The organism is Pseudomonas sp. NFPP12, from assembly GCF_900103205.1.
Classification (GTDB): domain Bacteria; phylum Pseudomonadota; class Gammaproteobacteria; order Pseudomonadales; family Pseudomonadaceae; genus Aquipseudomonas; species Aquipseudomonas protegens.
In genome coordinates, this window is record NZ_FMWW01000006.1 from 274,614 (window position 1) to 287,525 (window position 12,912).

The window sequence follows — 12,912 nt, forward strand, 5'->3', positions numbered from 1 at the left end:
TTGCCTAGCGCGTTGGCACCCACGCCACTCCCCTCTCCAGCCTCCAGGACCCTTAATCACCCGCAAAGGAACCCGACATGATTGTGCGTTACGTCAAGATCACCATGACCCTGGCAGTGGCGGCCTTCGCCCTGCTGGTGGCCTACAACAACATCAGCGACTACGGTTCCAACTTCGCCTTTGTCCAGCACGTGCTGAGCATGGACAGCGTCTTCCCCGGCAACAGCGCCACCGACCGCGCCCTGACCTTGCCGCTGCTGTGGAATGCCGGTTACTGGCTGATCATCGCCGGTGAAGCCCTGACCGGCATGCTGCTGGCATTCGGCGCCCTGCGCCTGTGGCTGGCCCGGCACGGCGTGGCCAGCTACTTCAACCGCACCAAACGCTGGGCCATCGCCGGTTTCTGCCTGGGCTTCTGCGTCTGGTTCTTCGGCTTCATGGTGGTTGGCGGCGAGTGGTTCATGATGTGGCAGTCCAAGGCCTGGAACGGCCAGGACGCGGCGTTCAAGTTCTACATGGCGATCCTTGGCGTACTGATATTCCTCAACCAGCCCGACACCGAGCTGCACTGACCCTGTAGCCGCTGCCGAGCCATGACGAGGCTGCGCAAAAGCCCGCAGGGCCTTGCGGTCCCTCCGAGCGCCCCTCGTTAGCAGCCTGCGGCAGCGGCTACGGGACGCGAAAAAAAACGGCCCGCTGCGGTGACGCAGCGGGCCGTTCTTCAGCGCCCTGGGGAATCAGGGCAGGATTTGCGCACTCAGTGGTTGAGCTTGAAATCCTTCTCGGCCGCTTCGAAGCGCTGGACCATGCCGGCGCTCGGCGTGCCCATCTTGCTCACCAGCAGGATCGCCAGGCTGGCGAAGATGAAGCCCGGGATGATTTCGTACAGGCCCAGCAGAGCGAAATGCTTCCACAGGATCACGGTGACGGCACCGACGATGATGCCGGCCAGCGCGCCGTCACGGGTCATGCCTTTCCAGATCACCGAAATCAGTACCACGGGGCCGAAGGCCGCGCCGAACCCGGCCCAGGCATAGCTCACCAGGCCCAGCACGCGGTTTTCCGGGTTGGCGGCCATGGCAATGGCGATCAGCGCCACCACCAGCACCATGGCGCGGCCGACCCACACCAGTTCCAACTGGGAAGCGTGCTTGCGCAAGAAGGCTTTGTAGAAGTCTTCAGTCAGGGCACTGGAGCACACCAGCAGCTGGCAGCTCAGGGTACTCATGACTGCCGCCAGGATGGCCGACAGCAGCACACCCGCGATCCATGGGTTGAACAGCAGCTTGGCCAGTTCGATGAACACCCGCTCAGGGTTTTCGGTCACAGGGCCGGCCACCTCAGGGTGCGCCGAGAAATAGGCGATACCGAAGAAGCCCACCGCCACGGTGCCGCCCAGGCACAGGATCATCCAGGTCATGGAGATGCGACGGGCCTTGGCAATCGACTTCACCGAATCGGCGGCCATGAAGCGCGCCAGGATATGCGGCTGGCCGAAGTAGCCCAGGCCCCAGCCCATCAGCGAGATCACGCCGATGAAGGTGGTGTTCTTGAGCATGTCGAAGTTGGTCGGGTCCTTGGCTTCGATGGCCAGGAAGGTGGTGTCCACGCCACCGGTCGCCAGCAGAACGATGATCGGCGTCAGGATCAGAGCGAAGATCATCAGCGTGGCCTGGACGGTATCGGTCCAGCTCACTGCCAGGAAACCACCAACGAAGGTGTAGGCAATGGTTGCCGCCGCACCGGCCCACAGCGCTGTCTCGTAGGGCATGCCGAAAGTGCTTTCGAACAGGCGGGCACCGGCGACGATGCCGGAGGCGCAATAGATGGTGAAGAACACCAGGATCACCACCGCAGAGATGATCCGCAGCAGGCCGCTCTTGTCTTCAAAGCGGCTGGAGAAGTAGTCCGGCAGGGTCAGTGCGTCGCCGTTGTGTTCGGTCTGCACCCGCAGGCGGCCGGCCACGAACAGCCAGTTGAGGTAGGCACCGACGATCAGGCCGATGGCGATCCAGCTTTCCGAAAGACCGGACATGTAGATGGCGCCCGGCAGGCCCATCAGCAGCCAGCCACTCATGTCGGAAGCACCGGCGGAAAGCGCGGTGACCACGCTGCCGAGGCTGCGGCCGCCAAGAATGTAGTCGGAAAGGTTGTTGGTGGAGCGATAGGCCATGAAGCCGATCAGCACCATTGCCGCGATGTAGATCACGAAGGTGATCAAGGTTGGATTGCTTGCACTCATTGAGTTACGCCCTGGCTTTGTTTTTATGGTGCGGCGGCCACTGCCACCCGCCGCCAAACGATGACGCTTGGGAGACGATCAGGCGGGCCGCGCATTTATGACTGATGTTTCCCCAGGAAAGCCATCAGCCGATGAACCAGTCCTGCAGGACGGTTGCACCTTGGCCGCGAATCCTATGCAACAAGACGAACAAGGTGCAACCAATTTGCGCCGAATCAGTTGCACCTTGTCTAAAAACTGGTCGCTGACGACGCTTTTGCTCCTTTTTGGAGCAAAAAATGGCGTTTTCAGAAGTAAAGGCACCAGTAGGAGGCAAGCTACTCCGTGCAGGAATTTTATTCCTGACAAGCTGCTTCTTTTTCCAGCTAAAAATGGGTTGCACCCGGTTGCACCTATTGCAGTGCGCGGATAATCTTGCCGCCAGCTGATGCCACACGTGCGTGGCAAACATGAGGATAAAAATATGGCTACCACCACCCTCGGGGTCAAACTCGACGACCCTACCCGCGAGCGCCTCAAGGCCGCCGCGGCCTCGATCGATCGTACGCCGCACTGGCTGATCAAGCAGGCGATTTTCAATTACCTGGAAAAACTCGAGGGTGGTGCAACCCTGACCGAGCTGAGCAGTGCCACCGCCAAAGACGGCGAGGATGCCGGCGAGGTACAGACCGATCACGCTCACCAATGCTTCCTGGAGTTCGCCGAAAGCATTCTCCCGCAGTCGGTGCTGCGCGCCTCGATCACCGCCGCCTACCGCCGCCCGGAACCGGAAGTGGTGCCGATGCTGCTGGAGCAGGCGCGCTTGCCGGCCGCCACCGCCGAAGCCGCGAACAAGCTGGCCGCCTCGATCGCCGAGAAGCTGCGCAACCAGAAGAGCGCCGGCGGCCGTGCCGGTATCGTCCAGGGCCTGCTGCAGGAGTTCTCCCTGTCGTCCCAGGAAGGCGTGGCGCTGATGTGCCTGGCCGAAGCCCTGCTGCGCATCCCCGACAAGGGCACCCGTGACGCGCTGATCCGCGACAAGATCAGCACCGGCAACTGGCAGCCGCACCTGGGCAACAGCCCATCGCTGTTCGTCAACGCCGCCACCTGGGGCCTGCTGCTCACCGGCAAGCTGGTGTCGACCCACAACGAGGCCGGCCTGACCTCCTCCCTGAGCCGCATCATCGGCAAGAGCGGCGAGCCGATGATCCGCAAGGGCGTGGACATGGCCATGCGCTTGATGGGCGAACAGTTCGTCACCGGTGAAACCATCGCCGAAGCCCTGGCCAACGCCAGCAAGTTCGAAGCCAAGGGCTTCCGCTATTCCTACGACATGCTCGGCGAAGCCGCACTGACCGAGCACGACGCACAGAAGTACCTCGCGTCCTACGAGCAGGCCATCCACTCCATCGGCAAGGCCTCCCACGGTCGCGGCATCTATGAAGGCCCGGGCATCTCCATCAAGCTCTCGGCCCTGCACCCGCGCTACAGCCGCGCCCAGTACGAGCGCGTGATGGAAGAGCTGTACCCGCGCCTGCTGTCCCTGACCCTGCTGGCCAAGCAATACGACATCGGCCTGAACATCGACGCCGAAGAGGCCGACCGCCTGGAGCTGTCGCTGGACCTGCTGGAACGCCTGTGCTTCGAACCGCAGCTGACCGGCTGGAACGGCATCGGCTTCGTGATCCAGGCCTACCAGAAGCGCTGCCCGTACGTGATCGACTATGTGATCGATCTGGCCCGTCGCAGCCGTCACCGCCTGATGATCCGCCTGGTGAAAGGCGCCTACTGGGACAGCGAGATCAAGCGCGCCCAGGTCGAAGGCCTGGAAGGCTATCCGGTCTACACCCGCAAGGTGTACACCGACGTTTCCTACATCGCCTGCGCACGCAAGCTGCTGTCGGTGCCGGAAGTCATCTACCCGCAGTTCGCCACCCACAACGCCCACACCCTGTCGGCGATCTACCACATTGCCGGTCAGAACTATTACCCCGGCCAGTACGAGTTCCAGTGCCTGCACGGCATGGGCGAACCGCTGTACGAGCAAGTGGTGGGCAAGGTTTCCGAAGGCAAGCTGAACCGTCCGTGCCGCGTGTACGCACCCGTCGGCACCCACGAAACCCTGCTGGCCTACCTGGTACGCCGGCTGCTGGAAAACGGCGCCAACACCTCGTTCGTCAACCGTATAGCCGACCAGTCGATCTCGATCCAGGAACTGGTGGCCGATCCGGTGACCCAGATCGAACAGATGGCCACCCTGGAAGGCGGCTTCGGCCTGCCGCACCCGCGCATTCCATTGCCGCGTGACCTGTATGGCGCCGAGCGGGCCAACTCCGCCGGCATCGACATGGCCAACGAACACCGCCTGGCGTCGCTGTCCTGCGCACTGCTGGCCACCGCCCACAACAACTGGAAAGCCGCACCGATACTCGGTTGCGCCGCCAGCAGCGAAACCCCGGCGCCGGTACTCAACCCTTCGGACCATCGCGATGTGGTGGGCCACGTCCAGGAAGCCACGGTCGAAGACGTCGACAACGCCATCCAGTGCGCCCTCAACGCCGCACCGATCTGGCAGGCCACGCCGCCGGCCGAACGCGCTGCGATCCTGGAACGCGCCGCCGACCTGATGGAAGGCGAGATCCAGCCGCTGATGGGCCTGCTGGCCCGGGAAGCCGGCAAGACCTTCGCCAACGCCATCGCCGAAGTGCGTGAAGCCGTGGACTTCCTGCGCTACTACGCGGTGCAGGCCCGCAACGACTTCAGCAACGACGCCCACCGCCCACTGGGCCCGGTGGTGTGCATCAGCCCGTGGAACTTCCCGCTGGCAATCTTCAGTGGCCAGGTCGCCGCAGCCTTGGCTGCCGGCAACCCGGTCCTGGCCAAACCGGCCGAACAGACTCCGCTGGTAGCCGCCCAGGCCGTGCGCCTGCTGCTCGAAGCCGGGATTCCCGAAGGCGTGCTGCAACTGCTGCCGGGCCAGGGCGAAAGCGTCGGTGCCCGCCTGGTGGGTGACGAACGCGTCAAGGGCGTGATGTTCACCGGCTCCACTGAAGTTGCGCGTCTGCTGCAACGCAACATCGCCGGGCGCCTGGACAACCAGGGCCGGCCGATCCCGCTGATCGCCGAAACCGGCGGCCAGAACGCGATGATCGTCGACTCCTCGGCCCTGACCGAACAGGTGGTCATCGACGTGGTGTCCTCGGCCTTCGACAGTGCCGGCCAGCGTTGCTCGGCCCTGCGCGTGCTGTGCCTGCAGGAAGATTCCGCCGAGCGTGTGATCGAAATGCTCAAGGGCGCCATGGCCGAAAACCGCCTGGGCAACCCTGAGCGCCTGTCGGTGGACATCGGCCCGGTGATCGACGCCGAAGCCAAGGCCGGCATCGAGAAGCACATCCAGGCCATGCGCGACAAAGGTCGCAACGTGTACCAGATGGCCATCGCCGACGGCGAAGAATGCAAGCGCGGCACCTTTGTCATGCCGACCCTGATCGAGCTGGAAAGCTTCGACGAGCTGCAGCGCGAGATCTTCGGTCCGGTGCTGCACGTGGTGCGCTACAAGCGCAAGGAAATCGACCAGCTGATCGCCCAGATCAACGCTTCCGGCTACGGCCTGACCCTGGGCGTGCACACCCGGATCGACGAGACCATCGCCAAGGTGGTGGACAACGTCCACGCCGGTAACGTCTACGTCAACCGCAACATCGTCGGTGCCGTGGTCGGCGTGCAACCGTTCGGCGGCGAAGGCCTGTCGGGCACCGGCCCGAAAGCCGGCGGCCCGCTGTACCTGTACCGCCTGCTGTCGACCCGCCCGGTGGATGCCATCGAGCAGTCCTTTGCCCGTGGCGACGCCGAGAACGCCCCGGACCTGCGCCTGCGCGAAGTCCTCAGCAAGCCGTTGAACGCCCTGCAAGCCTGGGCCGAGAGCAGCAAGCTGGCGGAACTGGCGATCCTGTGCAAACAGTTCGCCGGCCAGTCCCAGAGCGGCATCACCCGGCAGTTGACCGGCCCTACCGGCGAGCGCAACAGCTACGCCATCCTGCCCCGCGAGCACGTCCTGTGCCTGGCGGAGGTCGAGGGTGACCTGCTGACCCAACTGGCAGCCGTGCTGGCCGTCGGTGGCTCGGCGGTGTGGCCGGAAAGCGAGATCAGCAAGGCGCTGTTCGCCCGCTTGCCGAAGGAAGTCCAGGCACGCATCCAGCGCGTGGCCGACTGGAGCAAGGACGAAGTGGTATTCGACGCCGTCCTGCACCACGGTGATTCCGACCAGCTGCGCAGCGTCTGCCAGCAGGTGGCCCAGCGTGCCGGTGCCATCGTCGGCGTCCAGGGCCTGTCCCAGGGCGAGACCGCGATTGCCCTGGAGCGCCTGGTGATCGAGCGCGCCTTGAGCGTCAACACCGCTGCGGCCGGCGGCAACGCCAGCCTGATGACCATCGGCTGAAGCCGATAGTCAGCACCCTGGAAAAGAGCGCCCTCAGCGGCGCTCTTTTTTTTGCCCGACGCCATTTCCTGTAGCCGCTGCCGCAGGCTGCGACCGGCCGGAACGGCCGTAGCGATTTCATTGCCGCCGAAGTTCCTGCGGGACTTATCGCAGCCTTCGCAGCGGCGACAGGGGCTGTGCCTGTTTGGCATCTTTATCACCCACATCAATCTTGCTATCCAGCCTTCATTCACGCGCCTAGACTCGGCCCATTCCCTATCCCACAGGTATGCCGCCATGTCCGAGACGCTGCTCAGTTCCCGCAATCTGGCCTTCGAACTGTATGAGGTACTCGACGCCGAGGGCCTGACCCAGCGCGAGCGGTTTGCCGAGCACAACCGGGAAACCTTCGACGCCGCCCTGGGCACCGCCCGCAGCATCGCCGAGAAGTTCTTCGCCCCGCACAACCGCAAGGGCGATGAGCACGAGCCACGCTACGAAGACGGCCAGGCGGTGCTGATCCCCGAAGTGAAACCGGCGGTGGATGCGTTCCTCGAAGCCGGCTTCCTGAATGCCGCCCGCAGTTTCGAGGCCGGCGGCATGCAACTGCCAACCCTGCTGTCCCAGGCCTGCTTCGCCCACTTCCAGGCGGCCAACGCGGCCTCGACCTCCTACCCGTTCCTGACCATGGGCGCCGCCAACCTGATCGAGAGCTTCGGCACCGAAGAACAGAAACAACGCTTCCTGCAGCCGATGATTGACGGTCGCTTCTTCGGCACCATGGCCCTGACCGAGCCCCATGCCGGCTCGTCGCTATCGGATATCCGCACCCGTGCCGAACCGGCCGCCGACGGCAGCTACCGGCTCAAGGGCAACAAGATCTTCATTTCCGGCGGCGACCACCCGCTGTCGGAAAACATCGTGCACATGGTCCTGGCCAAGCTGCCGGACGCGCCGCCCGGAGTGAAGGGCATTTCGCTGTTTATCGTGCCCAAGTTCCTGGTCAACGACGACGGCAGCCTGGGGCCGCGCAATGATGTGCTGCTGGCCGGGCTGTTCCACAAGATGGGCTGGCGCGGCACCACCTCCACCGCGCTGAACTTCGGCGATAACGGCCAGTGCGTGGGGTATCTGGTGGGCAAGCCCCATCACGGCCTGAGCTACATGTTCCAGATGATGAACGAGGCACGGATCGGCGTCGGCATGGGTGCGGTGATGCTCGGCTACGCCGGCTACCTGTACTCCCTGGAATACGCCCGCGAACGCCCGCAAGGTCGCCTGCCGGACAGCAAGGACCCGAGCACCGCGCCGGTGGCGATCATCCAGCACGCCGATGTGCGGCGCATGCTGCTGACCCAGAAGGCCTACGTCGAAGGCGCCTTCGACCTGGGGCTGTACGCGGCGCGGCTGTTCGACGACACCACCACCCTGGCCGATGCGGCCGAGCGCCAGCAGGCCCACGAACTGCTGGACCTGCTGACCCCGATCGTCAAGTCCTGGCCTTCAGAGTTCTGCCTGAAGGCCAACGAACTGGCGATCCAGATTCTCGGCGGCCACGGCTATACCCGGGAGTACCCGGTGGAGCAGTACTACCGCGACAACCGCCTGAACCCGATTCACGAAGGCACCCACGGCATCCAGTCCCTGGACCTGCTGGGGCGCAAGCTGGCGCAGAACGGCGGCGCCGGGCTCAAGCGCCTGGTACGCCTGATTGCCGAGACCGGCGAGCGGGCCGGCGCCCATCAATCACTGGACGCCCTGCGCCTGCCCCTGGAACAACTGGTAACGCGCCTGCAAAACGTGACGCTGGGGTTGCTGGGTGACCTGGCCAGCGGCAAGGTCACCAGCACCCTGGCCAACTCGGCGCTGTATCTGAAAGCCTTCGGCCATGCGGTGATCGGCTGGCGCTGGCTGGAACAGGCCATCCGGGCCGAGGAAGGACTGGCGCAGGCAGTGGCGGCGGATCGGGATTTCTACCTGGGCAAGTTGCAGGCCGCGCGCTACTTCCTGACCTGGGAAGTGCCAGGCTGCCAGCACGAGCTGGCACTGCTGGAAGCGCGGGACGATACCTGCCTGAGCATGCAGGACGCCTGGTTCTGAGGCCACCCAGGAGCCGGCTGCCGACGAAAGCGCCCGGCCTGACACACCGCGGCGCATGGTTCGCTGGCAAGCCAGCTCCTACACCAGGCACCGTTGCTCCCCGTAGGAGCCGGCTTGCCGGCGAAGGCGCCCGGCCTGACACACCGCGGCGGGCGGTCAGTGCAGCTTGAAGCCGCCCACCTGTCGGGCCAGGTCCTCGGAGAGGCGCTGCAGGGTCCGGCAGTCTTCACGGCAGGCCTGGACTTCGGCCGCGGTGGCCCGGGCCAGATCGGAGATGCCCTGGACATTGCGGTTGATTTCTTCGGTCACCGCCGATTGCTCCTCGGTGGCGGTGGCCACTTGCTGGTTCATGTCGCTGATGTGCTCAACCTGCCCGGTGATCGCTGTCAGCGAAGCCCCGGTCTGCTGGCTGGACTGCACCCCGGTACCGGTGGCCGACTGCCCGGCATGCATGGAGGCCACGGCATTCTCCGCGCCCTGCTTGAGGCTCTGGATCATCTGCTGGATCTCGTCGGTGGAAGCCTGGGTGCGCTGGGCCAGGGTCCGCACTTCGTCCGCCACCACGGCAAAGCCACGGCCCATTTCCCCGGCACGGGCTGCCTCGATAGCCGCATTGAGGGCCAGCAGGTTGGTCTGCTCGGAGACCCCGCGGATCACCGCCAGTACCTGATCGATGGAGGCCACCTGATGCGCCAGCTCACTGACAGCGCTGGCGGCCAGGGCAATTTCCCCGGACATGCTTTCGATGTGCCGGATCGAGCCGTCCACTACCCCCTGGGCCAGCTGGGCCTCATCCCGGGCCGCCTGGGACGCATCGGCCGCCTGCCCGGCGTTGCGTGCGATGTCCTGGACGGTCAGCCCCATCTGGTGCACGGCCGTGGCCACCATGTCGGTCATTTCCTGCTGCCGCCCCGAGCGCTCGGCAGTGTTCTCCACCACCGCCGCCACCTGCCCCACGGATGAGCGCAGACGCTCGGTGGTGGCCAGCACTTCGCCGATCATGCCGTGCTGGCTGTCGAGAAAACGATTGAAACCCCGGGCCAGGTCCCCCAGCTCGTCGGCCCGGCTGGCATCCAGGCGCAGGGTCAGGTCGCCACCACCGCTGCCGATGGCTACCAGCCCGGCGGTCACCTGGCGCACCGGCCGCACCAGGCCGCGAGCCAGCCAGATCACCAGCAACAGGCAGACCAGGGCGATAGCCAGGCCGATACCGGTGGTCAGCCACAAGGTTTGCCGGGCATCGGCGTAGATCTGCGCTTCGGGCACCTCGGCCACCAGCGACCACCCCATGCCCCGCAGTGGCAGGCTCAGGGCCACAAAGTCTTCGCCGTCGCGCACGAACCGGCTGCTGGCCAGCCCCTCGTGCCCCATGACCGCCTGGGCGGCCGATTCGCCGATCTGCTCGGACAGGTGCCGCTTGCCACTGAACTGCGCCTCAGGGTGAACCTGGATCAAGCCGTCGGCGCGCACCAGATAGACCTTGCCGTGCTCGCCGAAGCTGAAATCATGGATCAGTTGCGACAGCGCCTGCATCTTCAGCCCGAGCCCGGCCACCCCCACCAGCTTGCCGTCCTTCTTGACCCGCATGTCGATGAACATCGCCAACTCGCCGGTGGCCACATCGGTGTCGATGTTGAGCAGCCGCGGCTTGTCGCTGTCGATGAAGCTGTAGAACCAGGCGTCCTTGGGATTGGAACGGCTGAGGGTGCGATCCAGCCCCTTCTCGTTGTAGTAGTGGTTGGTCGCGGTGCCCACCATCAAGGTGGTGAAGGCCTGATTTTCGGCGCGGATGCCTTCCAGGTAGTCGACGAACACCTGGGCCTGGGCCGGATCCTCGCCGCCTGCCAGCCAATCGCGCAGCATGCCGTTGCTGGCAATGTCCCGGGCGACCGTCAGCGGCTGGGCGAGGATGCGTTCGATATCGTTGCGCATGGCTTCGATGCTCGAAGGCAGCGCCTTGTCCACCAGGTAGTTCTGGGTCAGGTGGTTGATCACCACGGTGTAGACCGCCACCACCACCAGCAGGCTGACCAGCAGGGCCGAGCCCATGCTGAGGACCAGTTGCCATTGAATACTGCGTCGCCAGAATTGCATGGAACACCTCTTTCTTATTGGTATAAGAGGCTGAAATGTCGCGCCAGCCGCGGAAGGTTGTATACAAACATTGGTTATGTTTGTCCAACCTATAACCCTGCGGCTGTGTGCAGTTCCGTCAGTTCTGTTGAATGGTCTTGGCGATGACCTCGACGGTGGCGCTCACTTGCTCCTGATAGCGCTCCAGTTCCTGGGCATGGCGCTTCTGCATCTCGATCTGCTGCGAGCACAGGTTCATCGCCGCCAGCACCAGCAGGCGCTCGCCGATCAGCGTCGGGTACTTCTTCTTGGTGTCGGCCAGGGCCGCCTTGAGCATCAGCGCAGCGTCCATCAGGGTCTGTTCTTCCCCGGCCGGCGCCTTGATCGAGTAATCCTCCCCCAGGATCGAAACGACCTTCACTCCATCGATGTGATGTCTCATGGATTGGCCGGGCTCGCGCTGACACGCTCAACCAGCGCCTGGATCCGGGCAGCGGTGGCGCCTTGCTTTTCTTCCTGCTCCATCAGGCTCAGTTGCAGGCTTTCGTTTTCATCCTTGGCCTGGTCCAGTTGTTCCTTGAGGGCTGCGTTCGTACCGAGCAGTTCCTGGTTCTGTACCACCAGGTCGCTGACCAGCTGTTCCAATTGGCTGAGGGATGCTTCCAACATTTTGATCTTCCGGGCTTTTTGCAAAGGGCGCGTACGATAAAGAAAAGTCACCCTGGATGCCAGGGTTATCCAGGCGCAAAGCCTTGATTTTACTGGCGATGACCCTTCCGCGAGAGCTGTTAGAGACTGTCATTCTGCGCTCCGGTTCCTGACGCCTCGTCGGAGTCTCGGACTTTTATGAACTTTCCCAGTTACGCATAAGAAATTTCTGAAACTGCATCCGCCGGTTCAAGAAGCCATTGTTCAACGCGATAGACAGGTACGTCCCTGATCCTGCCAGCGCAATAAAGCGCTCACCCGAGGTAATGTCCATGTCCCTGCGCTCCCTGAATATTGCCCCGAGGGCCTTCCTCGGATTTGCCCTGATCGGCTGCCTGATGCTGTTTCTCGGGGTGTTCGCCCTGAATCAGATGGGCAAGATCCGCTCAGCCACCGAGCGCATGAGCCAGGACACCATCCCGAGCATCAAGAGCGTCGATGAATTCACCCAGCTCAGCCTGCGCCAACGGGTCCAGGCCTACCGACTGCTGCTCAACCGCGAACCCCAGGCCCAGCAGCAGACCCTGGATGCCATCGACCAGCGCAACCAGAAGATCGAAGAAGCCCGGGCCCAGTACCTGAAGCTCATCAGCAGCCCCGAGGAGCGCCTTGCCTACGAGCAATACGGCACGCTGCTGAGCCACCACCGGCAGTTGGAGAGCCAACTGATCGAGCTGTCGCACAACAACCAGCTTGAGGCCATGCAACAACTGCTCAATACCGACCTGATGGACAGCGCTGAAAAGATCAACGCGGTCCTCAACCAACTGGTGGAGATCAACAGCCATTACGCCACCGTCGCCGACGATGATGCTGCCGCTCAGTACCGCAGAGCCTTCAATCTGGTGGTGGGGCTGCTGGTGCTGGCCAGCGCCCTGACCCTGCTGTTCGCCTGGCGCCTGATCCGCAGCATCACCCAGCCCATCGCCAATGCCCTGAGGGCCGCCGAAGAGATCGCCGAAGGCAACCTGACCCGCCCCATCACGGTCGATGGCAGCGACGAAGCCGGGCGCCTGCTGCAAGCCATGGTCACGATGCAGGAAAAGCTGCGCGACACCCTGCAGAGTATTTCCGGCTCCGCCCATCAGTTGGCGTCGGCGGCCGAAGAGCTCAACAGCGTCACCGAGGAAGGCGCCCGCGGCCTGACCCAGCAGAACAACGAGATCGAACAGGCCGCCACCGCGGTCAATGAAATGACCAGCGCCGTGGAGGAAGTGGCGCGCAATGCGGTGAGCACCTCCGAAGCCTCGAAGAGCGCCACCACTTCCGCCGGCGACGGCCGCGACCTGGTGCGCGAAACCGTGTCGGCCATCGAGCGCATGAGCTCCGACGTGCAGGGCACCGCCAGCCTGATCGGCGACCTGGCCAACGAGTCCCGGGACATCGGCAAGGT

General features: G+C 64.0%; 9 protein-coding genes. 4 read left to right on the forward strand and 5 right to left on the reverse strand.

Annotation, left to right across the window (positions count from 1 at the left end):
• The first annotated feature begins 77 nt into the window (after positions 1–77).
• A complete protein-coding gene (locus tag BLS75_RS26090; RefSeq protein WP_072452061.1) occupies positions 78–572 on the forward strand; it encodes a DUF2165 family protein in 495 nt (164 codons plus the stop codon).
• A gap of 185 nt (positions 573–757) precedes the next feature.
• Here BLS75_RS26090 and putP read toward each other — a convergent pair whose 3' ends face one another.
• Together putP and BLS75_RS32235 are read right to left on the reverse strand one after the other, a co-directional pair.
• Positions 758–2,242 carry a sodium/proline symporter PutP gene (gene putP / locus BLS75_RS26095; protein ID WP_011058869.1) on the reverse strand — a complete coding sequence of 495 codons (1,485 nt, stop codon included), beginning with the start codon at positions 2,240–2,242 and terminating at the stop codon, positions 758–760.
• Positions 2,243–2,366: 124 nt separating this feature from the next.
• On the reverse strand, positions 2,367–2,624 hold the full coding sequence (locus BLS75_RS32235; RefSeq protein WP_143031440.1) for a hypothetical protein: 258 nt from the start codon (positions 2,622–2,624) through the stop codon (positions 2,367–2,369).
• Positions 2,625–2,705: 81 nt separating this feature from the next.
• On the opposite strand from BLS75_RS32235, the gene putA reads away from it, so the two are divergent.
• Both putA and BLS75_RS26105 read left to right on the forward strand, forming a co-directional pair.
• Complete coding sequence (gene putA / locus BLS75_RS26100; RefSeq protein ID WP_072452062.1) at positions 2,706–6,659, forward strand: trifunctional transcriptional regulator/proline dehydrogenase/L-glutamate gamma-semialdehyde dehydrogenase; 3,954 nt, start codon at positions 2,706–2,708, stop codon at positions 6,657–6,659.
• Between the two features lie 276 nt (positions 6,660–6,935).
• The gene (locus tag BLS75_RS26105) at positions 6,936–8,738 is read left to right on the forward strand and encodes an acyl-CoA dehydrogenase (RefSeq protein WP_072452063.1); all 1,803 of its coding nucleotides are present in this window, start codon (positions 6,936–6,938) and stop codon (positions 8,736–8,738) included.
• Positions 8,739–8,894: 156 nt separating this feature from the next.
• On the opposite strand, the gene BLS75_RS26110 is transcribed toward BLS75_RS26105, so the two are convergent.
• The 3 genes from BLS75_RS26110 to BLS75_RS26120 all read right to left on the reverse strand — a co-directional run bounded on the left by BLS75_RS26110 (position 8,895) and on the right by BLS75_RS26120 (position 11,480).
• Positions 8,895–10,832: a methyl-accepting chemotaxis protein gene (locus BLS75_RS26110; protein WP_015633897.1), complete on the reverse strand. Its 1,938-nt coding sequence runs from the start codon at positions 10,830–10,832 to the stop codon at positions 8,895–8,897.
• Positions 10,833–10,950: 118 nt separating this feature from the next.
• Positions 10,951–11,253 (reverse strand): cell division protein ZapA, encoded by a 303-nt coding sequence (locus BLS75_RS26115; RefSeq protein WP_011058865.1) that lies wholly within the window; start codon positions 11,251–11,253, stop codon positions 10,951–10,953.
• Complete coding sequence (locus BLS75_RS26120; RefSeq protein ID WP_015633896.1) at positions 11,250–11,480, reverse strand: hypothetical protein; 231 nt, start codon at positions 11,478–11,480, stop codon at positions 11,250–11,252. The genes BLS75_RS26115 and BLS75_RS26120 overlap by 4 nt, the downstream gene beginning before the upstream one ends.
• A gap of 311 nt (positions 11,481–11,791) precedes the next feature.
• Between BLS75_RS26120 and BLS75_RS26125 the strand changes: the two genes are divergently transcribed.
• On the forward strand, positions 11,792–12,912 hold a 1,121-nt coding region (locus BLS75_RS26125; protein WP_072452199.1), incomplete at its 3' end, for a methyl-accepting chemotaxis protein.

What these genes read in the sequence shown, in the direction of transcription:
- BLS75_RS26090 (WP_072452061.1), top strand. Translation starts at nt 78, where the DNA reads ATGATTGTGCGTTACGTCAAGATCACCATGACCCTGGCAGTGGCGGCC.
- putP (WP_011058869.1), bottom strand. Translation starts at nt 2,242, where the DNA reads ATGAGTGCAAGCAATCCAACCTTGATCACCTTCGTGATCTACATCGCG.
- putA (WP_072452062.1), top strand. Translation starts at nt 2,706, where the DNA reads ATGGCTACCACCACCCTCGGGGTCAAACTCGACGACCCTACCCGCGAG.
- BLS75_RS26105 (WP_072452063.1), top strand. Translation starts at nt 6,936, where the DNA reads ATGTCCGAGACGCTGCTCAGTTCCCGCAATCTGGCCTTCGAACTGTAT.
- BLS75_RS26110 (WP_015633897.1), bottom strand. Translation starts at nt 10,832, where the DNA reads ATGCAATTCTGGCGACGCAGTATTCAATGGCAACTGGTCCTCAGCATG.
- BLS75_RS26115 (WP_011058865.1), bottom strand. Translation starts at nt 11,253, where the DNA reads ATGAGACATCACATCGATGGAGTGAAGGTCGTTTCGATCCTGGGGGAG.
- BLS75_RS26120 (WP_015633896.1), bottom strand. Translation starts at nt 11,480, where the DNA reads ATGTTGGAAGCATCCCTCAGCCAATTGGAACAGCTGGTCAGCGACCTG.